Annotated in this window: 20 protein-coding genes and 1 other annotated feature; of the genes, 19 read left to right on the top strand and 1 reads right to left on the bottom strand. The window is 45.3% G+C overall.

Annotation, left to right across the window (positions count from 1 at the left end; all coding sequences use genetic code 11):
- Positions 1-28 precede the first annotated feature (28 nt).
- Positions 29-316 carry a septation regulator SpoVG gene (gene spoVG / locus A8806_RS18580; RefSeq protein ID WP_109732663.1) on the top strand — a complete coding sequence of 96 codons (288 nt, stop codon included), beginning with the start codon at positions 29-31 and terminating at the stop codon, positions 314-316.
- A 99-nt stretch (positions 317-415) separates the two neighbouring features.
- Here spoVG and A8806_RS18575 read toward each other — a convergent pair whose 3' ends face one another.
- The gene (locus A8806_RS18575; RefSeq protein ID WP_109732662.1) at positions 416-1,096 is read right to left on the bottom strand and encodes an RluA family pseudouridine synthase; all 681 of its coding nucleotides are present in this window, start codon (positions 1,094-1,096) and stop codon (positions 416-418) included.
- A gap of 87 nt (positions 1,097-1,183) precedes the next feature.
- Here A8806_RS18575 and A8806_RS18570 point away from each other — a divergent pair, with 87 nt between their 5' ends.
- The 18 genes from A8806_RS18570 to A8806_RS18485 all read left to right on the top strand — a co-directional run bounded on the left by A8806_RS18570 (position 1,184) and on the right by A8806_RS18485 (position 24,718).
- The gene (locus A8806_RS18570; protein WP_181368778.1) at positions 1,184-2,167 is read left to right on the top strand and encodes a calcium/sodium antiporter; all 984 of its coding nucleotides are present in this window, start codon (positions 1,184-1,186) and stop codon (positions 2,165-2,167) included.
- Positions 2,168-2,312: 145 nt separating this feature from the next.
- Positions 2,313-3,719, top strand: a complete 1,407-nt coding sequence (locus A8806_RS18565) for a 5-bromo-4-chloroindolyl phosphate hydrolysis family protein (RefSeq protein WP_109732661.1) — start codon at positions 2,313-2,315, stop codon at positions 3,717-3,719.
- Positions 3,720-3,749: 30 nt separating this feature from the next.
- The gene (locus tag A8806_RS18560; protein ID WP_109732660.1) at positions 3,750-4,886 is read left to right on the top strand and encodes a toxic anion resistance protein; all 1,137 of its coding nucleotides are present in this window, start codon (positions 3,750-3,752) and stop codon (positions 4,884-4,886) included.
- Between the two features lie 48 nt (positions 4,887-4,934).
- Positions 4,935-5,142, top strand: a binding site (T-box leader).
- 104 nt (positions 5,143-5,246) lie between these two features.
- Entirely contained in the window at positions 5,247-6,689 is a 1,443-nt protein-coding gene (gene proS / locus A8806_RS18555; protein WP_109732659.1) for a proline--tRNA ligase, read from the top strand.
- Between the two features lie 87 nt (positions 6,690-6,776).
- The gene (locus tag A8806_RS18550) at positions 6,777-7,340 is read left to right on the top strand and encodes an HD domain-containing protein (protein ID WP_109732658.1); all 564 of its coding nucleotides are present in this window, start codon (positions 6,777-6,779) and stop codon (positions 7,338-7,340) included.
- 200 nt (positions 7,341-7,540) lie between these two features.
- Complete coding sequence (gene rpsL / locus A8806_RS18545; protein WP_109732657.1) at positions 7,541-7,963, top strand: 30S ribosomal protein S12; 423 nt, start codon at positions 7,541-7,543, stop codon at positions 7,961-7,963.
- A 237-nt stretch (positions 7,964-8,200) separates the two neighbouring features.
- The gene (rpsG, locus tag A8806_RS18540; protein ID WP_207657870.1) at positions 8,201-8,671 is read left to right on the top strand and encodes a 30S ribosomal protein S7; all 471 of its coding nucleotides are present in this window, start codon (positions 8,201-8,203) and stop codon (positions 8,669-8,671) included.
- A 16-nt stretch (positions 8,672-8,687) separates the two neighbouring features.
- A complete protein-coding gene (gene fusA / locus A8806_RS18535; protein WP_109732655.1) occupies positions 8,688-10,805 on the top strand; it encodes an elongation factor G in 2,118 nt (705 codons plus the stop codon).
- 132 nt (positions 10,806-10,937) lie between these two features.
- Positions 10,938-12,131: an elongation factor Tu gene (gene tuf, locus A8806_RS18530; RefSeq protein WP_109732654.1), complete on the top strand. Its 1,194-nt coding sequence runs from the start codon at positions 10,938-10,940 to the stop codon at positions 12,129-12,131.
- A gap of 267 nt (positions 12,132-12,398) precedes the next feature.
- Positions 12,399-14,300, top strand: a complete 1,902-nt coding sequence (locus A8806_RS18525) for a putative bifunctional diguanylate cyclase/phosphodiesterase (protein ID WP_109732653.1) — start codon at positions 12,399-12,401, stop codon at positions 14,298-14,300.
- Positions 14,301-14,550: 250 nt separating this feature from the next.
- Positions 14,551-16,176, top strand: coding sequence for a response regulator (locus A8806_RS18520; RefSeq protein WP_109732652.1), 1,626 nt, complete (start codon positions 14,551-14,553; stop codon positions 16,174-16,176).
- Positions 16,173-17,669, top strand: a complete 1,497-nt coding sequence (locus A8806_RS18515; RefSeq protein WP_109732651.1) for a sensor histidine kinase — start codon at positions 16,173-16,175, stop codon at positions 17,667-17,669. The genes A8806_RS18520 and A8806_RS18515 overlap by 4 nt, the downstream gene beginning before the upstream one ends.
- A gap of 154 nt (positions 17,670-17,823) precedes the next feature.
- The gene (locus tag A8806_RS18510; protein WP_109732650.1) at positions 17,824-18,888 is read left to right on the top strand and encodes an ABC transporter substrate-binding protein; all 1,065 of its coding nucleotides are present in this window, start codon (positions 17,824-17,826) and stop codon (positions 18,886-18,888) included.
- A gap of 155 nt (positions 18,889-19,043) precedes the next feature.
- Positions 19,044-20,561 (top strand): sugar ABC transporter ATP-binding protein, encoded by a 1,518-nt coding sequence (locus A8806_RS18505; protein WP_109732649.1) that lies wholly within the window; start codon positions 19,044-19,046, stop codon positions 20,559-20,561.
- A gap of 1 nt (position 20,562) precedes the next feature.
- The gene (locus A8806_RS18500; protein ID WP_109732648.1) at positions 20,563-21,630 is read left to right on the top strand and encodes an ABC transporter permease; all 1,068 of its coding nucleotides are present in this window, start codon (positions 20,563-20,565) and stop codon (positions 21,628-21,630) included.
- A complete protein-coding gene (locus tag A8806_RS18495; RefSeq protein ID WP_109732647.1) occupies positions 21,630-22,649 on the top strand; it encodes an ABC transporter permease subunit in 1,020 nt (339 codons plus the stop codon). The genes A8806_RS18500 and A8806_RS18495 overlap by 1 nt, the downstream gene beginning before the upstream one ends.
- A 314-nt stretch (positions 22,650-22,963) precedes the next feature.
- A complete protein-coding gene (locus A8806_RS18490) occupies positions 22,964-23,425 on the top strand; it encodes a helix-turn-helix domain-containing protein (RefSeq protein ID WP_109732646.1) in 462 nt (153 codons plus the stop codon).
- A 117-nt stretch (positions 23,426-23,542) separates the two neighbouring features.
- Positions 23,543-24,718, top strand: a complete 1,176-nt coding sequence (locus A8806_RS18485; protein WP_109732645.1) for an iron-containing alcohol dehydrogenase — start codon at positions 23,543-23,545, stop codon at positions 24,716-24,718.
- The last annotated feature ends 23 nt before the right edge of the window (positions 24,719-24,741 follow it).

Raw genomic sequence — 24,741 nt, 5'->3', positions numbered from 1 at the left:
GCAGGCGGAGAAAGGAGACTTGAACATTATGCAAATCACAGATGTGCGTGTGCGCAAAGTAGCAAAGGAAGGTAAGTTGAAAGCGGTTGTTTCGATTACGATTGATGATGAATTTGTAGTTCATGACATTAAGGTAATCGAGGGCGAGAAAGGACTGTTTATCGCAATGCCGAGCAAGAAAGCTCTTGACGGTGAATACCGTGACATCGCGCACCCGATCAACTCTGGCACAAGAGAGCGGATCCAGAAGATCATCTTAGAGAAGTATACTGAGGCGGTTGAAGAAGAACCTGAAGTAGTGCTTGGGGAAATGTAAGAAGAATGAATAAACAGGCTGCAGCGGCTCATAGAGTTTGCGGCGGCCTGTTTTTTTGCTTTATAGAAAGTGCACCCTGTGAAACTAGATTCATTCTATCTATAGGCGGCGAAGTTTGTCCAGCCTGAAATCCAGTTCTTTTCCGGTACGCGGATGACGGAATGTAAGACGGCAGGCATACAACTGGAGAGTATCATAACTCCGCGGACTGCCGTCTTCTCTGGGATCTTTCGCGGGAGTGACGCCATATTTCCGGTCACCGGCAATGGGGCAGCCAAGATGGGACATCTGCACCCGGATCTGGTGGTGGCGTCCTGTTTCCAGAGTGATTTCGGCCAGCGAGTACGGAGGTTTTGACTCCAGTATTTTGTAATGCAGCAATGCCTTTTTTGCACCAGGGGTGTCGGCTGTGCACACGCGGGAAGAATTCGTTCTGGCATCCTTAACAAGGTAATTAGTGAGATCACCTTCAGGGGATACGGGTGTTCCGGTAAGTATCGCCCGGTAATGCTTTCCGAAACCGGATTGTGTCAACTGCCGGCTGAGGTTTTTTGCGGCAGCGGGTGTCTTGGCAAATACAAGCAGCCCCTCTACCGGCTGGTCCAGCCGGTGTATGACCGCGAGATACGGCTGCTGCTTACCCGGGGAATTTTTATAAATATAGTTTTTTAATATACTCACCATATCAGGTGCCTGCATCATGCTGCTTTGGGTGGCAGTGCCGGCCGGCTTGATACAGACGATCAAATCCTGATCTTCAAATATAATCTCGGGTGTCATAAGTTCGCTCCTTTGGTTTGATATCCTTGACTTTTCTGAAAAATCTGACTACACTGATTATCGTATAAATAAAAAGCGAGGTCAAGTATGATAACATATTTATTATTGATTATAGGTTTTTTCCTGCTTATCAAAGGAGCAGATTTTTTTGTGGATGGAAGCTCTAGCGTGGCAAAACTTCTTAAGGTTCCTTCTATTGTAATCGGACTTACGGTGGTTGCCTTTGGGACAAGCATGCCGGAGGCATCTGTCAGCGTGACAGCCGCGCTGATGGGGAAGAATGAACTGGCAGTGAGCAACGTGATTGGCTCCAATATATTTAACCTTCTGGTGGTTCTCGGGGCGAGTGCACTTGTGCGGCCGATTCAGGTGAAGTGGTCTATCTTGAAGCGCGAGTTTCCATTTTCCATTGTGATAACGGCGATTCTTCTGCTGATGATGACAGGATTCGATTTTCAGGGCATTATGTCAGGCGGAGAGAATAAGGAATATATACTGTCAAGAACATCCGGGGTGATTCTGCTTGTTTTATTTGTCGGGTTTGTTATAGCAGCGGTGATTGATGCACTGCATTCACGCAGGAAGATTGCTGCCTCAGGGGAACCTGAGGAAGAGTATGAATCTCTGACACCGGTGCGTAGTGCGGTTTACATTGTGGTTGGAATTGCCGGAATCATTATCGGAGGAGATTTTGTGGTAGACAGTGCGTCAGAGATTGCAGCAAGTTTCGGTCTCAGCCAGACATTTATCGGCTTGTCTATTGTTGCATTAGGAACATCCCTTCCGGAGCTGGTAACCTCGATGGTAGCGGCGAAGAAGGGGGAAAATGATCTTGCACTCGGCAATGTTGTGGGATCAAATATATTTAATATACTCCTGATTCTGGGGATGTCGGCATCAATTACTCCGATCACGATCAATGCTCTCGCCGTGCAGGATACAATCATACTAATTGTGGCAAGCATCCTTGTTTATATATGTGCTGTGAGCAGAAAGGGACTCTCCAAACTGGAGGGCCTGATGTTCCTTCTGTTCTATGCAGGATTTTTCACATATATTCTGGTGAGGTGATTTGCTCAGGCGCATTGATTTTTCAGAGCAATTCTATTATACTTGAATAAGGTGGTGCCGGCAGCCGGCACTGGCGCCTATTAAGATGAAAGCGATATGGAATATATTTTACAGAAATCCTGTAAAGTGAGGCATAGGTGAAGATATGGCGAATCAAGATTGGGAGAAATTTGGTGAAGATATAAGCAGAACTGTGCAGGAGGCGATCGATGCACAGAATTTTGACCGTTTGAACCAGACGATTACGAATACGGTTAACAGCGCGATGAATAATCTGGGGAAAGGTTTGCATAATGTAGGGGATGCTGTGGATAAGACTGCCCAGAGTTTTCAGAAACAGTCCTATAGGAACAACAGACGTGTGAACAGGGATGCTTACCGGTATAACAGGCAGGCGGGACCGTCTCCGTTCGGGGGCAGCGGTGCGTTTCGGGGAGAAAATGTTTATAAGGAAGGCAATACAGGTCCGGGGCCGAATGCTGGTTTTAACGGATATGGTTATCAGGGACGGAGTTATCAGAACCAGCGGTACCAGCGTCAGGAAGTGCGGCAGAGCAGAAGGAACAGCGCCGAAGAGGGACTGGCTGCACTGCAGAAGCATCCGGGGCTCTTTGTGAAGACATCGGGGGCGAAGGCCGGCGGTATTGCGATGACGGTGACGGGATATACGCTGGGGGTTGCGATGTTTCTGATTCTGGCGTTTTTAATAATCGGCATAATTGTTACGACAGAGGTAGTGCCCACGGGAATTCTGGCATTTTCGGTCATTACCGGTATTATGATGTTTGGCGGAGGAATTCTGGCCGGAATCGGTACAGCCTTGTTAGGCAGAGTAAAGCGGTACAGGCTCTACTTAAGCACGCTTGGCGATAAAGAGTACTGTGAGATAAAGGAACTGGCCGGCCGTCTGAGGAAATCTAATAAATATGTTGTGAAAGATATACAGAAGATGATCCGTAAAGGCTGGTTCAGACAGGGGCATCTGGACAGCCAGAAGACATGCCTCATTGTGAGTAATGATGCATTTACACAGTATAATGAACTGATGCAGCGCATGGAAAAGCAGAAACTGGAAGAGAAGCTGAACAGAGAAAAGCAGGCTCAGGAACATAAGAATCTGGACCCGCAGGTGCAGGAGATTATCCGTACCGGTGATGAATATATTAAGAAGATTCATAAAAGTAATGATGCTATTCCGGGAGAAGAGATATCTGCTAAGATTTCACGCATGGAGGTGCTGGTAGACAGGATCTTTGACAGGGTTGAGCAGAACCCGGAGAACATAACGGATATCAGACGGCTTATGGAATATTATCTTCCAACGACTGTAAAACTTCTCGAAGCCTATGAAGAACTGGATGCAATGCCGGTACAGGGTGAGAATATCCTTTCATCCAAGAACGAAATAGAAAAGACACTGGATACATTAAATGTAGCTTTTGAAAAGCTGCTTGACAGCCTGTTTCAGGATACAGCCTGGGATGTGGCGGCCGATATTTCTGTGCTGAATACGATGCTTGCACAGGAAGGACTGACAAAAGATGATTTTTAAACAGCATACTTGCTCAACGGAGGAGAAAATATGGGTAATGAATTTGAAGGATTTGCGACAACCCCTACATTAACGCTGGAACCTTTTCAGGAGGAGAAACAGGCCCCGGCCCCGGTTCCTGAGAAGGAGGAGCCCGCACTTGATGACAGTCTCCTGTCAGAGGAGGAAAAGCGTGCTGTGGATGCTTTTGCCAGCCAGATCGATCTGACGAACTCGGCTGTGATTCTGCAGTATGGGGCAGGAACACAGAAAAAGATGGCTGATTTCTCGGAAAATGCCCTAGAAAATGTAAAGACGAAAGACTTAGGGGAGATCGGTGACCTGCTGTCCGGTGTGGTAAGGCAGCTGAAAGATTTCGATGAAGAAGAGGAGAAGGGATTCCTTGGTATCTTTAAGAAGCCGGCCAATAAGATTTCAGCGATGAAAGCGAAGTATGCCAAGGCAGAGGTCAACATCAACCAGATCTGCAAGGTTCTTGAAAACCATCAGGTACAGCTGATGAAGGACATCGCGATTCTGGATAAGATGTATGCGGTCAACCTGACATATTTCAAGGAACTTTCCATGTATGTACTGGCTGGAAAGAAGAAACTGAATGAAATCCGTTCTACCACGCTTCCGGAACTGCTTAATAAGGCACAGTCTTCAGGGCTGCCGGAGGATGCACAGGCGGCAAAAGATCTGGATTCTATGTGCAACCGGTTTGAAAAGAAGATACACGATCTGGAACTGACACGCACGATTTCGATCCAGACGGCCCCACAGATCCGGCTTGTGCAGGGGAACGATACGCTGATGGTAGAGAAGATCCAGTCTACGATTGTGAATACCATCCCGCTCTGGAAGAGCCAGATGGTGCTTGCGCTTGGAGTTGAACATTCTGCGCAGGCAGCGGCAGCGCAGCGTGAAGTGACCGACATGACTAATGAACTGCTCAGAAAGAATGCAGAGAAACTGAAAATGGCCACAATTGAGACTGCGAAAGAGTCGGAGAGAGGTATCGTGGATATCGAGACACTGAAGATTACCAATGAGTCGCTGATTTCTACATTAGATGAAGTTATGCACATTCAGCAGGAAGGCCGCCAGAAGAGACAGGAAGCGGAAAGAGAAATGCAGCGTCTCGAGGGTGAACTGAAACAGAAGTTACTACAGGTACAGGGATAAATTAACCAGTCTTGACAATTTATTTTTTATCAAGTAAAATCACATGTATAATTAGCGATGAACGGGAAAAGTATATGCGCAGAAGTATAACAGAGAGGGAGTGTATGGTGGAATCTCCTGTATGGAACGCATAGAACCGGCCCGGGAGCTGCCGTGGGAAACTGCGGCGTAGAACCGGCGTTAACGGTATATGAGTGAGCTGCGTCAGGGGATGCAGTTAATTAGGGTGGTACCGCCGAGACTTTCGGTCCCTTTTTTGCAGGGAAGGAAGTTTCGGCGGTTTTTCGCTGTACATGGATTCTTCCCGCAGGCATAAAGTAACGGAGCAGGGGCTTCGGATCATGGAAAAGGAGACACATTATGGCAAAGGAAAAGAAATTAGTCGAATCAATCACATCGAGGGATGAAGATTTCGCACAGTGGTATACCGATGTGGTGCGAGAAGCAGAGCTGTGTGACTATTCAGGAGTAAAAGGATGCCTGAACTACCTGCCCAACGGATATGCAATCTGGGAAAATATTCAGGCAGATCTGGACAAACGTTTTAAAGATACCGGGGTAGAGAATGTATATCTGCCGGTCCTGATTCCTGAGAATCTTCTTCAGAAAGAAGCAGATCATATTGAAGGATTTGCACCGGAAGTAGCGTGGGTAACACATGGCGGGCTCGAGAGGCTTCAGGAGAGATTCTGTATCCGTCCTACCTCTGAGACATTATTCTGCGATCTGTGGAGCAAGACGGTACAGTCATACAGGGACCTGCCGAAGGTATGGAACCAGTGGTGTTCTGTGCTTCGCTGGGAGAAGACAACAAGACCTTTCCTGCGTTCCAGAGAGTTTTTATGGCAGGAAGGACATACAATCCATGCGACCTATGAAGAGGCAGAGCAGAGAACCCTGACCATGCGTGATGTATACAGAGACTTCATTCAGGATGATCTGGCGATTCCGCTTATATGTGGACGCAAGACAGAGAGTGAGAAGTTCGCAGGTGCGCAGGATACCTATACAGTAGAAGCGCTGATGCATGACGGGAAAGCACTGCAGTCAGCAACCAGCCATTTCTTCGGTAATGCATTCCCGGATGCTTTTAATATTAAATATGCAGATAAGAACAATGAACTGCACAGTGTTTATGAGACTTCATGGGGGTTGTCGACAAGAATCATCGGGGCGATCATCATGGTACATGGTGATGACAGCGGCCTTGTACTTCCTCCGAGAATCGCACCGGTACAGACAAGGGTGATCCCGATTGCACAGCACAAAGAGGGCGTGCTGGACAAAGCAAACGAACTGCTTCAAGCATTAAAGGCTGCCGGATACCGTGCAAAGATAGACGATTCCGAGAAGAGTCCGGGATGGAAGTTTAGTGAGCAGGAGATGCTCGGAATTCCAACCAGAATCGAGATCGGACCAAAAGATATTGAGAACAACCAGGTTGTAGTAGTACGCCGTGACACAAGAGAAAAGATTGTAGTGCCGATAGATGAAATCACAACAAAGCTTGCGGAAATTCTGGAGACAATCCAGAAAGACCTGTTTGAGAAGGCAAAAACTTTCCTTGATTCCCATATCGATTCTGCAGTGACAATGGACGAGATGGTAGAAAAGTTCCAGGATAACCGCGGATTTATCAAAGCGATGTGGTGCGGGGAGGAATCCTGCGAGGATGATATCAAAGCACTGACAGGCGGGGCATCCTCAAGATGTATCCCGGATGAGGAAGAACACCTGTCAGATGTGTGCATCTGCTGTGGGAAACCGGCTAAGCACATGGTATACTGGGGAAAATCATACTAAAAATATACGGGGTCAGGCACTTTTGCAAAGGGGTCTGACCCCTTTGAACAAAAAAGAAACGATAAAGTTGACATGGAGGCGGCGATAATGGACAGAGAAGAAGCATATAAGATTCTTACGAAATATATGAAGGGTGAAAGATATCTTCAGCATTCTTATGCTGTGGAAGCAATTATGCGCGGGCTGGCAAAGAGACTTGCCCCTGAGCAGGAGGAGCGCTGGGGGATTGTCGGACTTCTGCATGATCTGGACGAGGAACAGTGTGAATGGCAGGAACATCCGGAGGTGCACGGACCGACGTCCGTAGAAATATTGAAAAAAGAAGGAATAAATGATCAGGAATTGTTCGATGCTATATGTGCGCACAATCCTGCTTCTGGCGTGAAAGCACATACAAATCTTCAGTATGCGGTGCTGGCGGCCGATCCTATGAGCGGCTTTTTGAAAGCGATTGCCCAGATCTATCCAGACAAGAAGATAACTAGTGTAAAGCACAAATCAGTAAACAAAAGATTCAATGAGCTCCGTTTTGCATCGGGGGCGAACAGGGATTATATGGAAGCAATTGAATTTACCGGGCTTTCTCTGGATGAATTTATTGATATTTCATTGGAAGAAATGTGCAGTATCGCGGATGTTTTAGGTCTTTAGGGGGCAATATAGGCAAAGTTTAAAAAACTTCACGAAAATCGGAGTAAAGCCCTTGACTTTCCTGAAAAAACGTAATAAACTAATTTAGCGTGCACAAAGGCGTATAGTTTTTTGTGTGCAAATCAAGATAATTACGATTATCTGCAACCCCTCACCGTATAAGCGGGAGGAAACGAAAGAATCATAGGAGGTGAAAAAGAATGCCAACATTTAACCAGTTAGTTAGAAAAGGACGTCAGACTTCTGAAAAGAAATCAACAGCACCGGCACTTCAGAAAGGATACAACTCTCTGCAGAAACGTGCTACGAATGTATCTGCACCACAGAAGAGAGGTGTATGTACAGCTGTTAAGACAGCTACACCTAAGAAGCCTAACTCAGCTCTGAGAAAGATCGCCAGAGTTCGTCTCTCTAACGGAATCGAAGTAACAAGCTATATCCCGGGAGAAGGACACAACCTTCAGGAGCATAGCGTTGTTCTGATCCGCGGAGGAAGAGTTAAGGACCTGCCAGGTACAAGATACCATATCGTCAGAGGTACACTTGATACAGCAGGTGTTGCTAAGAGAAGACAGGCTCGTTCTAAATACGGCGCTAAGAGACCTAAAGACGCTAAAAAATAGGACTTGAAAACTTAGCAATTTGTAACTAAACAGTTAAATATCGTATCACAAACAGAACTATGATTATCGTACCTTGTTGGATCTCCACGGTTCAATAAGTACAGGTTGCGGATTTAAGATATTAAAAGTCTCGCGGCCACGAGCACATGAAGCGCGATTTCCATAGAAAGACACATGTGAGTACCGATGAATTAATCCCGGAGAAGACCGGAAATAATGATTAAGGAGGGAAGGACCGTGCCACGTAAAGGACATACTCAAAAAAGAGATGTATTAGCGGATCCAATATACAACAATAAAGTTGTTACCAAACTTATCAATAACATCATGTTAGATGGTAAGAAAGGTGTAGCACAGAAGATTGTATACGGAGCATTCGAAAGAGTTGAAGCAAAGGCTGATAAGCCAGCTATCGAGGTATTTGAGGAATGCATGAACAACATCATGCCTGTACTCGAGGTTAAGGCAAGACGTATCGGTGGAGCAACTTATCAGGTACCTATCGAAGTAAGGGCAGACAGAAGACAGGCGCTTGCACTTCGCTGGCTGACAATGTATTCTCGTAAAAGAGGCGAGAAAACAATGGAAGAAAGACTTGCTAATGAAATCATGGATGCAGCTAATAACACTGGTGCATCAGTGAAGAAGAAAGAAGATATGCACAAGATGGCAGAAGCAAATAAAGCATTTGCTCACTACCGCTTTTAATTAGGAGGAAAAAATCTTGGCTGAAAGAGAATATCCATTAGAGAGAACCAGAAATATTGGTATTATGGCTCATATTGATGCTGGTAAGACAACATTGACAGAGCGTATCCTCTATTATACTGGTGTAAACTATAAGATTGGTGATACTCATGAAGGTACTGCTACGATGGACTGGATGGAGCAGGAACAGGAAAGAGGTATCACAATCACTTCAGCCGCTACAACATGTCACTGGACTTTGGAAGAGAAGACTCAGCCAAAGCCGGGTGCTCTGGAACATCGTATAAACATCATCGATACACCAGGACACGTTGACTTTACTGTAGAGGTTGAACGTTCACTTCGTGTACTGGATGGTGCTGTAGGTGTATTCTGTGCTAAAGGTGGAGTTGAGCCGCAGTCAGAAAACGTATGGCGTCAGGCAGACACATACAATGTACCAAGAATGGCGTTCATCAACAAGATGGACATCCTGGGTGCTGATTTCTACAATGCTGTAGAACAGATCAAGACAAGACTTGGTAAGAATGCAATTTGTCTTCAGCTGCCGATCGGTAAAGAAGATGAATTCAAAGGAATCATCGACCTGATGGAGATGCAGGCTTACATCTATAATGATGAAAAGGGCGAAGACATTTCTATTACAGATATTCCGGAAGAAATGAAAGACGATGCAGAGCTTTATCATACCGAATTAGTTGAAAAGATCTGTGAATTAGATGACGATCTGATGATGGAATACCTGGAAGGTGAAGAACCATCTGTAGAAGCACTCAAAGCTGCTTTGAGAAAAGGAACATGCGAGTGTACAGCTGTACCGGTATGCTGCGGTACTGCATACAGAAACAAAGGTGTTCAGAAATTATTGGATGCAGTTATCGAATATATGCCTGCTCCGACAGATATCCCTCCGATCGAAGGTGTGGATGATGAAGGAAACAATGTCGTAAGACATTCATCCGATGCAGAGCCATTTTCCGCTCTTGCATTTAAGATCATGACAGACCCGTTTGTAGGTAAGCTTGCTTACTTCAGAGTATATTCAGGTTCTATCAACTCAGGTTCTTACGTGCTGAATGCAACAAAAGGCAAAAAAGAACGTGTTGGGCGTATCCTTCAGATGCATGCCAACAAGAGGGCAGAGCTGGATAAAGTATATGCCGGAGATATCGCGGCAGCAATCGGATTTAAGTTCACAACAACAGGTGATACAATCTGTGATGAACAGCATCCGGTTATTCTGGAGTCCATGGAATTCCCAGAGCCTGTTATTGAGCTCGCTATCGAGCCTAAGACTAAGGCTTCCCAGGGTAAATTAGGTGAATCTCTTGCAAAACTTGCAGAAGAAGATCCTACGTTCCGTGCACACACAGATAAAGAAACAGGACAGACAATCATCGCAGGTATGGGTGAGCTCCATCTGGAAATCATCGTAGACAGACTTTTACGTGAATTCAAGGTAGAGGCTAATGTAGGTGCACCTCAGGTTGCTTACAAAGAGTCCTTCACAAAACCTGTTGATGTAGACAGCAAGTACGCTAAACAGTCCGGTGGACGTGGACAGTACGGACACTGTAAAGTTAAATTCGAACCAATGGATGTGAATGGTGAGGAAGTATACAAATTTGATACAGCTGTAGTCGGCGGTGCTATTCCGAAGGAATACATTCCGGCAGTAGGTGAAGGTATCGAAGAGGCAATGAAAGCCGGTGTTCTGGGTGGATTCCCGGTTGTTGGTGTTCATGCTACAGTATATGACGGATCATACCATGAAGTCGATTCCAGTGAAATGGCATTCCATATTGCAGGATCTCTGGCATTCAAGGACGCTATGAAGAAATCTTCACCAGTGCTTCTTGAGCCTATTATGAAGGTTGAGGTAACAATGCCTGAAGAATATATGGGAGACGTTATTGGAGATATCAATTCACGCCGTGGACGTATCGAAGGTATGGATGACTTAGGCGGCGGTAAGATCGTACGTGCGTACGTTCCGTTGTCAGAGATGTTCGGTTATTCAACAGACTTACGTTCCAAGACACAGGGACGTGGTAACTACTCAATGTTCTTCGAGAGCTATGAGCCGGTACCGAAGTCTGTACAGGAAAAAGTATTGTCTAATAAAGAGGCATAAATAAAATGGTTAAATCTCATAAAAAGGCTTGAAAAAGCTGTGATTATGAAATATAATCAGAATTAGCCGAGTAAAAGCGTAAACCAATAAAATGCCTGTAATCAGGCTATATATTAAGGAGGATTATTCAAAATGGCAAAAGCTAAATTTGAAAGAAACAAACCACATGCTAATATTGGTACCATCGGACACGTTGACCATGGTAAAACAACATTAACAGCTGCTATCACAAAAACACTTTCTGAAAGAGTTGCCGGAAACGCAGCAGTAGATTTCGAAAACATTGATAAAGCTCCAGAAGAGAGAGAGCGTGGTATCACAATCTCTACAGCTCACGTTGAGTACGAGACAGAGAAACGTCATTATGCACACGTTGACTGCCCAGGACATGCTGACTATGTAAAGAACATGATCACAGGTGCTGCTCAGATGGACGGAGCTATCCTTGTTGTAGCTGCTACTGACGGAGTTATGGCTCAGACAAAAGAGCACATCCTTCTGTCACGTCAGGTTGGTGTACCTTACATCGTAGTATTCATGAACAAATGTGACATGGTAGACGATGAAGAGCTGCTTGAATTAGTAGAAATGGAAATTCGTGAACTCTTAAGCGAGTATGAATTCCCGGGAGATGATACTCCGGTTATCCAGGGATCAGCTCTGAAAGCTCTGGAAGATCCTTCATCAGAGTGGGGAGACAAGATCATGGAACTTATGGACGCTGTTGACAGCTGGATTCCAGACCCACAGCGTGATACAGATAAGCCATTCCTGATGCCTGTAGAGGACGTATTCTCTATCACAGGACGTGGTACAGTTGCTACAGGTAGAGTAGAGCGTGGAACACTTCACGTATCTGATGAAGTTGAAATCATTGGTATCCATGAAGACGTTAAGAAGACTGTTGTAACAGGAATCGAAATGTTCCGTAAACTGCTTGACGAAGCTCAGGCTGGTGACAACATCGGAGCTCTGCTTCGTGGTGTTCAGAGAACTGAAATCGAAAGAGGACAGGTTCTGATCAAACCAGGTACAGTTAAATGCCACAAGAAATTTACAGCTCAGGTATACGTTCTGACAAAAGATGAAGGTGGACGCCATACACCATTCTTCAACAACTACAGACCTCAGTTCTACTTCAGAACAACAGACGTAACAGGTGTTTGCGATCTGCCGGACGGAGTTGAAATGTGCATGCCTGGAGATAACGTAGAAATGACAATCGAACTGATTCACCCAGTAGCTATGGAAGAGGGTCTTGGATTCGCTATCCGTGAAGGTGGACGTACAGTTGGATCAGGAAAGGTTGCTAAGATCATCGAATAATCGTTGATTTACAATCAATCAGTATAATTAAAACCGCAATTCTTGAGTAATCAGGAATTGCGGTTTTTTAATGTACCAGCTAAATATATGCTCTTTACCAGAACGTGATTTTTATGTTATGCAAATAATTGCTTTAGAGCTACTTATAGTAGTATTTTCCTTTGAAACATGGTATACTATTTTCAGAAAATTATGTTCGGAATAAAGAAAGGAATGGTCTTTCAGACAATTGCTGAATGAATGTCAGAAAGCCATCGGGAAATCAACATGAAAAAGAAATGGCAGTATGCCCTCCTTGGTTTTTTCCTTGGAATGGCACTTTTAGTCTGCTCTGTTTTTCATTCTGTATACAGTACCCAGTCTTACGGGCGATTGATAAACTATGTTGGTATTGTACGGGGAGCAACACAGCGTCTGGTGAAGCTCGAACTGAACAATGAACCAAGTGACGAACTGATAACGTATCTGGATGATATTCAGGAGAATTTAAGGGATGGAGAGGGAAAGTATGATTTAATCCTTCCGGATGATGAAGAATATCAGGAATGTCTGGGTCAGTTGGAAGACCGTTGGGAGGAACTAAAAGAAGATATTTATACATATCGGGCAGATCATTCTGAAAAGGAGAAATTGCTAAGGGATAGTGAATCGTATTTTAAACTGGCTAATGATACCGTATTTGCGGCAGAAGCATTTTCATCTGATCAAATAAGGAATCTGCTGGGAATGACGATTGCCCTTATTGCATGTATTATTGTGATCTGGCTGTTCTTGTTCTGGTCTAATATAAGAAAGATACTGAATCTCGAAAGTGCGAATAAGACATTGGAAGATAAGGCCGGAAGAGATATTCTTACGAATGCATATACCGTTGGAAGGTTTAAAGAAGTTGCCCAAAAGCTGCTGGACAAAAACCACGATAAAAAATATGCGGTATTTTATGTTGACTTTGCAGATTTCAAGTATATTAATGATTTGTTTGGATATGCGTGGGGAGACCGGATACTGAAGGAGTACGCGAATATTATACAGAAAGATATGAGGAGTGATGAAGTTTTCTGCCGTGTGAATGCGGATAATTTTGTGATTCTGAGATACTATGACTCAAAGAAAGAATTACTGGAGAGACAAAAAGAAGTTGATACAAGGGTTACAGAGTATATGCGTCAATCAACCGAGAAACATGCACTCTCTGTGTGCTGCGGGTTATGCTGTGTCGAAGACGTTATAGAGGACTTGAAGATTGAAGGCCTGATGGACCGGGCCAATTTTGCAAGAAAAACGGTAAAGACAGGGAAGTTTGACAAATACCGTTTCTATAACGAGAGTATCAGGCGAAAGCTCTATCAGGAGAAATCTATTGAGAGCAGTATGGATACAGCACTTGAACAGAAGGAGTTCAAAGTATACTACCAGCCTAAGGTTGAGCTTTCCACCAACAGAGTAGTCTGCTCAGAGGCACTTGTCCGATGGCAGAAGCCGGACGGTACAATCATTTCTCCTGCAGATTTCATCCCTGTTTTTGAGAAGAATTATACGATACCGCTTCTTGACAGATATGTATTTGAAGAAGTATGCAGATGGCTCAGGCATCTGCTGGATACGGGGAGAGAGGCACTGCCTGTGTCTGTAAATGTTTCCCGTCTTCAGTTTTATAACAGTGATTTTGTTAAGGCTTACGCAGAAATCCGTGACAAATACAGGATACCTGAAGGGCTGCTGGAAATTGAGTTCACAGAGACCATCCTGTTTGATAACTGGGACGTACTGAGCGGAATCGTCGAGGATCTGCACAAGGCAGGATTTTCCTGTTCTATAGATGATTTTGGAAAAGGATATTCTTCCCTCAGTACAATACAAAATCTGAATATAGATGTCCTGAAGATTGATGCCATGTTTTTCCCGAATATTACCACAAAAGAAAAGGACAGGCTGCTTGTCGAGGAAATCATAAAACTGGTCCGCCAGTTCGGTGTTGTGACTGTAGCGGAAGGCATTGAGACAATGGAGCAGGTAGAATTTTTAAGGAGCGTTAATTGTGATATGATTCAGGGATATGTGTTCTACAGGCCAATGCCTGAAGCGGAATACGAAGAGCTGCTATATACGCTGGAGAACCGGAAAGAGGATATTCCTGTGCAGGAAAGACTAGAGACATGCCTGTGTTGAAAGAATAGGTGTCAGATGAACTTAATATGAAGATAAGAATCCACCAGAGCTGTAAGATGGCATCTGGTGGATTTTTATTAGGGCGCTGTGTATTTTGGGGATCATAAAATATCCAACTTAATTCGAAAAATATCCCACCTTATCCAAAAATAATACAAATATATCGTAAGAAAACATACCATATGAAAGAAATATATGATTGTTGTCTTTTGGGAATAGCGGTAAAATATTGGTGACAGGAGGTCATAAGATGATAAAAGTATTTCTTGTAGAAGATGAGATTGTAATAAGAAACGGAATTAAAAACAGTATTGACTGGCATAGAGAAGGTTATGAATTTGCAGGAGAGGCGAGTGACGGAGAACTGGCTTACCCAATGATCCTGAAGGAAAAGCCGGACATACTGATCACAGATATCCGCATGCCCTTTATGGACGGCCTTGAGCTTAGTAAAATGGTCAGAGAGGCACTTCCAGATATTAAGATCCTGATCCTGAGCGGGTATAATGAATTCGACTATGCGAAGGAAGCGATTCACATAGGGGTTGCTGACTATCTTCTGAAGCCAATATCATCGGCAAAGCTTTTGGGGGCCCTCGGCCATATTGCGAGGCAGGTTGAGCAGGAGCGCGAAGAGCAGCAGATGAAAGAACAGTTCAATAAGGATAATCAGGAATTTATCGAGAATGAGAAAATGAGACTGTTTGACGGATTGATTGCAGGGAACCTTTCTGTGAGCCAGGCGGTAAACGAGGCAAAGGCATTGGGAATGGACTTGAGTGCACAGGTGTATAATGTGTTATTGTTTAAAGTGTCTGTAAAAATCAATGATTATGATACACCCGAACAGGCAATGGAAGCTTTTCGTGACATTGAAAGTGCACCGGATACCGTGCCGGGGACTTTTTATTTCCGCAGGGGCGTGGAAGGCTGGGCATTTCTTGTAACGGCAGGGACGGTGGAAGAGGAGCAGGAGAAGATGAACCGCCTCAAAGGATATTTTTCAGAGGTCATGGAGAAGTATCCCGGCGTCGAATATTACGGGGGGATCGGACAGAGCGTTCAGCGGATCCGGGAGCTCGGAAACTCTTACGATCAGGCAGGGATTGTGTTTTCTACACGCTTTGTCAATGAGTCCCGGCAGATCCTGACTGCAAATGATATCAGGCTTATACATGAGAAGGGAACCATCAATGTACAGAGCCTTGACTTAATGGAGAGGAACAGGACACTAATGGAGAAGTTTCTCTCAAAAGGGACGGCAGAGGAGATTGAGAGTTTCCTTACAGCCTATTTTGACGAGATGCCGAAAGAAAATATGCAGTCATCCCTGATGCGCCAGTATATTACAATGGATATGTACATTGTAGCCAGTTCTTTCTGTGACAGGCTTGGAATCCCCAAGGAGGAGCGCGAAGAAGAGGCGAAAGAGCTGGAAACAGCCTTACAGACGATGACAGGAGAAGAAAGCGTGAACAAATATGTCAGACAGCTCCTGAAAAATACAATTGACAGAAGGGATACAGTGAGTGGGAGCCGCTATTCCGATGTGATAGAGAAGGCAAAGGAGTATATTGCCTCCAATTATATGTCTGAGGATGTATCCCTGAATACTGCGGCGGCTGCTGTAAATATGAGTCCAAGCTATTTCAGCTCGGTATTCGGGCGCGAAGCCGGCAGGACATTCGTGGAATACCTTACGATGGTGAGGATGGATAAGGCAAAAGAGCTGCTGATGTGCTCCCCGCTTAAGACTTCTGAGATCGGTTATGAGGTGGGGTATAAAGATCCCCACTATTTCAGCTACATATTTAAGAAGACGCAGAACTGTACTCCGAAAGACTACAGACAGCGGGGAAAGAAGGGCCAGGAATGAAAAAACACGGCAAATCATTAACGCTAAATAAGCGGATAGCCCTGATCCCATGCTCTGTATTCCTTCCAATGCTTCTGGTTGTGGTCTATCTGGCTGTAACATTAATCAGGTCTGCCGATGCTTACAGCGCGATCACGGAGAGCGTCATGTATGCCAACTTTTATTCGAAGGAATTCAAAGAACGCATGGATTACAGCATGTATCTGGCAGTGATCGGCAGTAAGACAACGGAGGAATTAGGGGATGGTAAGACGACGATCAACGGTGTTGTGACAGTAGACCCATATAAATATATAGAAGAATTATCGGATGTCTGTGATGAGCTGTCAGATATGGCAACCGCGTCTATTAACAGGAAGAAGATCATTCAAGTGAATAACAGCCTGAAATCTCTGAATAAATGTGTGACAGAACTGGAGCGTATGATTACGGATAATGTCTCCTATGATGAAAAGATGGATTATCTGGATGAAAATATCCGCGGGAGAAGCGGTCTTACGACTGTGATACAGGGAGCTCTGCAGGAGTATGTATACAACGAAACGAAGAATTTTGACCAGGCGAAGGATGAACTTCGGTTAAAGACAAGAAATGCCGTTGAAATGACCATTATTGCCCTGTGCATCACCGCAGTGATCGCGATCGGTTTGTCCATACTGGCGGTACGGAGTGTAACACGTCCGATTAAAAAACTGTGCTCGCAGACGAGGAAGGTTGCCAAAGGGGACTTTACTGCCAAGACAAAGATTGAAACGGTGGATGAGATTTCAGTTCTGACAGACAGTTTTAATGATATGACGGCAGAGATCGGCGTGTTGGTGGACAATATCAAGAAACAGGAAAAGAACCTGCGCATCACAGAGTCCCGCCTCATGCAGGCACAGATTAACCCGCATTTCCTCTATAATACGCTGGATGCGATTATATGGCTGGCAGAGGAAAAGAAAACGGATGATGTTGTTTCTATGGTGAACTCCCTGTCGGAATTTTTCCGCACAACGTTAAGCAAAGGGAAGGATTATATTACGGTAAAAGAAGAAAAATCCCATGTAGAGAGCTATCTGGAGATCCAGCAGTACAGATATCAGGATATCATGGATTATGAGATTGATATTGCAGAAGAAATATACCCTTACATGATACCAAAGCTGACCCTGCAGCCCCTCGTGGAGAATGCCCTTTACCACGGAATCAAGAATAAAAGGGGGAAGGGCACGATCAGGATCACCGGATGGAAAGAAGGGGAGAGGATTTACCTGAAGGTATCTGATAATGGAATCGGCATGAGTGAGCAGGCGCTTGATAAACTGCGCAGAAGCATGTATGGCATCAACGGTGAGGTGGATGAGAGTGGTTTTGGACTGGCGAACGTGAATCAGCGCCTGCAGTATTATTATGGTGAAGAATATGGGGTGTTTTTTGAGAGTGAGGAAAATGCCGGCACAGAGGCCACTGTAATTATCCGGGCAAAAAATATCGCCCCTTTATCGTAAATAATCCATACTTCTATAAAAATGGGATGAAGATATCTTAAAATATTATAAAAATGTAAAAGGATAGTCTGTTTCTTATTTCCGGAAAAATCTGTAAGATATAGCCAAGATGATTGATACAAAAGCAATCAGAAATTTAAGGAGGATTTGTAGAATGAAGAAAAAATTGTTATCAGCATTTATGTGTGTTGCGATGTCGGCGGCATTACTTGCAGGATGCGGCGGAAAAGACCAGAGCGCCGATGCAGGTACAGACAACGGGGGAAATGAGGGCGGCAGCGATGTAATCACGATCGGTTTCTCACAGGTTGGTGCGGAATCTGACTGGCGTACGGCAAACTCTGAATCTATGAAGAGTACATTCAGTAAGGATAACGGATATGACCTGATTTTTGATGATGCACAGCAGAAACAGGAGAATCAGATTACTGCAATCCGTAACTTTATCCAGCAGGAAGTTGACTACATAGTGCTGGCACCTGTTACAGAGACCGGATGGGATACCGTTTTACAGGAAGCAAAAGACGCAGATATACCGGTTATCATTGTTGACCGTATGGTAGACGTTTCAGATGATGACCTGTTTACCGCATGGGTCGGATCAGACTTCGAACTGGAAGGAAAGAAAGCATGTGCATGGCTGAATGCATACGCAGAAGCAAAAGGAATGAAGGAAGTTAATATCGTGGACATCCAGGGAACAATCGGTGCATCTGCCCAGATCGGCCGTACAAAAGGTCTGGAAGACGCGGCAAAGGAGTATGGATGGAACCTGCTTGCATCACAGTCAGGCGAATTTACACAGGCAAAAGGACAGGAAGTTATGGAGTCTATGTTAAAACAGTATGACAACATCAATGTAGTATACTGCGAGAACGACAACGAGGCATTCGGTGCAATCGATGCGATCGAAGCAGCAGGCAAGACAGTAGGTCCTGACGGGGATATCCTTGTAATGTCATTCGATTCAACAAATGCAGGACTGACAGATACATTAAGTGGAAAGATTATCCTTGACACAGAGTGTAACCCGCTCCACGGACCCCGCGTAGAAGAAATCATTAAGAAACTGGAAGCAGGGGAGACGCCTGATAAACTGGCCTATGTTGATGAAGAAATCTTTGCACATGGCGCTGATGTTGCATCTGTAACAGTTGACGGAAAAGACTATGCTGTAACAGAAGTAACGGAAGATGTTATCTCACAGCGTGCATACTAAGAAGAAAATAAAGACCAGATTGCCGGAAGCGGCAGATATTTAGAAGCAGGAATTGAACAGACAGGCGTGGCGGAAGACTTAAGGCATGTTACCTGATATGCTGCCACGCCCTTTTTATGCCCAAAATCGGCGAAGGAAAGCAGGTGAACCCCAAAATGGAAGATAATATTGTATTGACGATGAGAGATGTCTCAAAAACATTTCCGGGTGTGAAAGCATTACAGCATGTAGATTTCACACTGAGGAAGGGAGAAATCCATGCATTAATGGGAGAAAACGGGGCCGGGAAATCTACACTGATCAAGGTGCTGACCGGTGTGCATGAATTTGAATCCGGTGAAATCCGGTTAGAAGGAATCGACGGCGCAGTAATCAATCGTTCCCCCCAGGATGCCCAGGACCGGGGGATTAGTACCGTTTATCAGGAAGTGAACCTCTGTCCGAACTTAAGTGTCGCAGAGAATCTGTTTATCGGCAGAGAACCGAAGAAAGCAGGTATGATAGACTGGAAGACAATGAATAAAAAATCCACTCAGATATTAAAGGATTTGGATATAGAAGTATCAGCGGGACAGAATTTAGAGGAATGTTCCATTGCAAACCAGCAGATGATTGCGATAGCAAGAGCGGTTGATATGCAGTGTAAAGTGCTGATATTGGATGAACCGACATCGTCACTGGATGATGATGAAGTAGAAAAGCTGTTTACCCTGATGAAGAAGCTTAAAGACGAAGGCGTCGGAATCATATTTGTTACTCATTTCCTGGAACAGGTTTACGCGGTATGTGACAGGATCACAGTGCTGCGAAACGGGGAACTGGTCGGAGAATATGCAGTGAAAGACCTGCCGCGTGTGATGCTCGTGGCAAAGATGATGGGAAAAGATTTTGACGACCTTGCGGATATAAAGAGCCTGCATGGTGAAAAGGACTACAGCAGGGCGGATACGGTTATTCAGGCAAAAGGCATTGGGAAAAAGGGAACGATCCGGCCGTTTAACCTGACAATCCGTAAAGGGGAAGTGATTGGCCTATCCGGCCTGCTTGGATCCGGACGTTCCGAGCTGGTCCGGGCGATATACGGAGCAGATAAGCCGGACAGCGGTGTTCTGGAAGTAGACGGGAAACCGGCAAAAATCAATGCCCCGATCGACGCAATGAAAAAGGGGATGGCTTATCTGCCTGAGGACAGGAAAAGGGACGGTATTCTGGCAGATTTGTCCGTGCGTGAAAACATCATTATAGCCCTGCAGGCGAAGAGGGGGATGTTCAGGCCTATGAGCCGGAAGGAAATGGAAGAAGCGGCAGACAAGTACATTGATATGCTGCAGATTAAGACAGCCAGCCGGGAGACACCGATCAAGAGCCTGTCAGGGGGGAACCAGCAGAAAGTGATCATCGGGAGATGGCTGCTGACGAATCCCGAATATCTGATTCTGGATGAACCGACGAGGGGAATCGACATCGGAACAAAGACGGAGATACAGAAACTGGTTCTGGACCTTGCCGACCAGGGAATGGCGGTGACCTTTATTTCTTCTGAAATAGAAGAAATGCTGCGTACCTGTTCCAGAATGGCAATCCTGCGCGACGGGAAAAAGGTAGGGGAGTTAGAAGGCAGTGAACTGTCCCAGGATGGCATTATGAAAGCGATTGCCGGAGGTGAAGAGTAAGATGAATAAGAATTTCAATCTAAAAAAATTAACAGGCATGCGTTTGTTTATGCCAATCGTTTGTCTGCTTGCGGTGCTGCTGATCAACGTCATTACGACGCCGGGATTTTTTAAGATATCGCTGAACAATGGTGTACTATATGGCTATATCATTGACGTGGTAAACCGTGCATCTGAGCTGGTTGTACTTGCAGTCGGAATGACCCTCGTAACGGCGGCATCCGGCGGGCAGGACATCAGTGTGGGAGCCGTGATGGCCGTGGCAGCGGCTATCTGCTGCCAGATACTGTCTGGCGGGGACGTTTCCACAAATGCATTCCAGAACCCCTTCATACTGGCGGTTATTGCGGCTCTGGCCGGTGCCGTTCTCTGCGGTGCGTTCAACGGTTTCCTTGTGGCAAAGCTGAACATCCAGCCAATGGTTGCCACCTTGATCTTATTTACGGCAGGGCGCGGAATCGCGCAGTTAATTACAAAAGGACAGATTACATATGTCCGTGTAGATAGTTACAAGCTGTTGGGCGGCTACATCGGAAAGTGTCCGATCCCGACCCCGATATTTGCGGCAGTCATTGTTATTCTGATTGTACATTTTATCCTGAAAAAGACAGCGCTCGGCCTTTACATTGAAAGTGTCGGTATCAACGCGACCGCTTCCAGACTGGTAGGGCTTAATTCTACCATGATCAAGTTCCTGACATATGCCATTTGCGGCTTTCTGGCGGGTATTGCAGGCCTTGTGGCATCCAGCCGTATCTATTCAGCCGATGCGAATAATATCGGTCTGAATCTGGAAATGGACGCGATCCTTGCGGTCGCACTCGGCGGCAACGTACTCGGCGGAGGTAAATTCAGCCTGATGGGTTCTGTCATCGGTGCATACACCATTCAGGCGCTGACGACAACTTTATATGCCATGAATGTATCAGCTGACCAGCTTCCGGTATATAAGGCAATCGTTGTAGTCATTATCGTGACGCTGCAGAGCCCTGTATTTAAGAAGGCGGTAGCAGGAATGAAAGCGAAACGGAGTTTGAAAAGGCTGGCGGCGGAAGGAGGAAATCAGTAATGAATCGGTTTAAAAATAAGAAAAAATTAAACGGCAGCAGTTATCTGCTTATAATTACCATCCTTCTGTTCATCTTTATGTATGTGGCAGGCATGGCAGCCTTTAGCGACAAAGGATTTGCAAAACCCCAGATGTTCCTGAACCTGTTCATATCAAATGCGGGACTTCTTGTCATCGCTATGGGGCAGACGATCGTCATGATCACTGCAGGAATCGACATCTCGGTTGGTTCGGTGACAGCGCTCGTCTGCATGGTAATCGCAAACCAGATGGAGAACCACGGCGCCAATGCGTATGCCGCGGTAGCTATGGCGCTTGGAATTGGCCTCGCGTTTGGCCTTGTGCAGGGGTTCCTTGTAGCATATCTGGACATCCAGCCGTTTATCGTGACACTGGCCGGGATGTTCTTCGGAAGAGGAATGACATCCATGATCAGCACGGAAATGATATCTATTAAGAATGAAACATTTTTGAAATGGGCTAACTATAAGATTTACCTTCCAATCGGTTCCTACAGCAAGAGAGGAAATTTCCTCCCGGCCTATATATACCCGACGGTCGTGATTGCACTTGTTGTACTCGTTATTATCATCATCGTCATGAAGTATACGAAATTTGGGCGCTCGGTCTATGCAATCGGGGGAAATTCCCAGAGTGCTATGATGATGGGGCTGAATGTCAGGAAGACAAAGCTGAAAGCTTACCTTCTGGATGGGTTTCTGGCAGGACTTGGCGGGTTCCTCTTCTGCCTGAACAGCTGTTCCGGATTCGTAGAGCAGGCAAAAGGGCTGGAAATGGATGCGATTTCATCCGCGGTAATCGGTGGTACACTGCTGAGCGGCGGTGTGGGGGCGCCATTTGGAACATTGTTCGGAGTTCTGATCAAGGGAACCATCTCGAGTCTGATAACCACACAGGGGACGTTGTCCAGCTGGTGGGTAAGAATCACACTGTCCGCATTGCTGTGCTTCTTCATCGTGTTACAGTCCATTTTTGCGGGAATGAAGAAAAAGAAGTAGTGAAGCCGTTCCCCGGCAGTCTGATGATTTGGATGGCGGATTGCGTCGCAGATGCAGTACAGTGGGAAAAAGAGGCAGAAAATAAAAGACATCTCTTTTGTCTTTGTTTTCTGTCTCTTTTTAGTTCAAGTATTACTGAAAGTACCAAAAAGCGTGATTACAGTGACGCTGCAACTGGCGGTTGCGGGTGTGTAAATTAGAAATGGTGGTGGGATTCTCTGGCAGATGGTATAGTAAAGGCAGGATAAAGATAAATTTTGAGGGGCTGAAAAGATGCTGACATATTATGAATACTTGAAATGGAGGAGCTTGATATGACGATTGGTGAGAAGATTCAGAGGTGCAGGAAGGAACAAAAGATGTCTCAGGAGGATCTGGCTTCAAGGCTTGGGGTCTCAAGGCAGGCTGTTTCTAAGTGGGAATTGAATGAATCTGTGCCGGATACAGAGAATGTAGTTGAGCTGGGACGGATTTTCCGGGTTTCGCTGGATTATCTTTTGAAGGCCGAAATTTCGGAACCGGAAGAAACTGCGTGTGTGGTGGATGATTCTTATCAGGAGGACGAAAAAAGAGGAGGGACGAAAAACGTGAAATGGTACAGGCGCCCGGCGGTTATTGTCTATTTTGTTGTCTGTATTTTAATTATCACAAGTTTATCTTTTTTGGATTCCCCGGGAGTGGGACTTCTGTATGTGCTCTATATTACCTTCCTTTGGGGGATCGGATATCTGTTATGGCTGTGTGTAAAGGCTTTGAAAAAGTATGTACGGAAATAGAACTTAGTGATTGTGGAAATCTTTGTGTAAATCCGTCTTTTGATTGTGGATATCTTTAATATATGATAAAATTTATGTGGAAAAAAGCAGGATGTATCATGATAAGGAGAAAAGATTATGCAGGATTTTACTTTTTACAGTCCAACCTATTTTGTGTTCGGAAAAGGAAAAGAAAATGAGGCAGGACATTATGTGAAACGGTTTTGCGGAAGCAAGGTTTTGATCCACTACGGCGGCGGAAGTGTCAAGCGCTCCGGACTGCTTGACAGAGTGAAAGCTTCATTAGAACAGGAAGGAATCGAGTATGTGGAGCTCGGAGGTGTTAAGCCGAATCCCAGAAGCGGCCTTGTGTATGAGGGAATTGAACTTTGCCGGAATGAAGGCGTTGATTTTGTCCTGGCTGTCGGCGGCGGAAGTACGATTGATTCTTCCAAGGCGATTGCGGCAGGGGCTATTTACGACGGAGATTTCTGGGACTTTTATCAGGGGAAGGCGATAGAGCGTGCACTTCCGGTAGGGACAATCCTGACGATTGCGGCAGCAGGCAGCGAAGGGTCACCGGATTCTGTCATTACGAAAGAAGAAGGGATGTTTAAAAGAGGGGCATCAGGGGAAGGGATACGCCCGGCGTTCTCTATCCTGAATCCGGAGCTCACACAGACTCTTCCGGCTTATCAGACAGCCTGCGGGGCGACAGACATTATGGCCCATGTTTTTGAACGTTATTTTACAAATACTGCTGATGTAGAGATTACAGACAGATTCTGTGAAGCAGTACTGCTTACAATGGTAAAAGAAGTTCCAAGGGTTCTTGCAGATCCCAATAATTATGAGGCGCGTGCAAACATTATGTGGGCAGGAATGACGGCCCATAATAATATCTGCGGAGTAGGAAGAGAACAGGACTGGTCCAGTCATGATATAGAGCATGAATTAAGCGCAGTTTATGATTGTGCACATGGAGCGGGGCTTGCAGTGGTATTCCCGGCCTGGATGAAATATACGGTGGAGCACAATCCGATGAGGTTCGCCCAGATTGCTGTCCGTCTGTGGGGATGCCAGATGGATTTTGAAAATCCGGTCAATACGGCACTTGCGGGAATCGATGCATTTAAATCATTCCTCCGCTCGATTGGGATGCCTGTATCCTTTGCAGAACTTGGAGCAAAGGAAGAAGATATCCCTGCGATGGCAGAAAAATGTTGTCATGGAGACAACAGGGGCGGGACGGTTGGAAATTTTGTGAAATTGCATCAGGAAGATGTGGAAAACATTTACCGTCTGGCATTATAATGAATAAGCAGAACGATAACAAC

The sequence above is a fragment of the Faecalicatena orotica genome (genome assembly GCF_003149245.1).
In the GTDB taxonomy this organism is placed as follows: Bacteria; Bacillota; Clostridia; order Lachnospirales; family Lachnospiraceae; genus Faecalicatena_A; species Faecalicatena_A orotica.
This window is presented reverse-complemented; position numbering and strand designations above follow the sequence as displayed.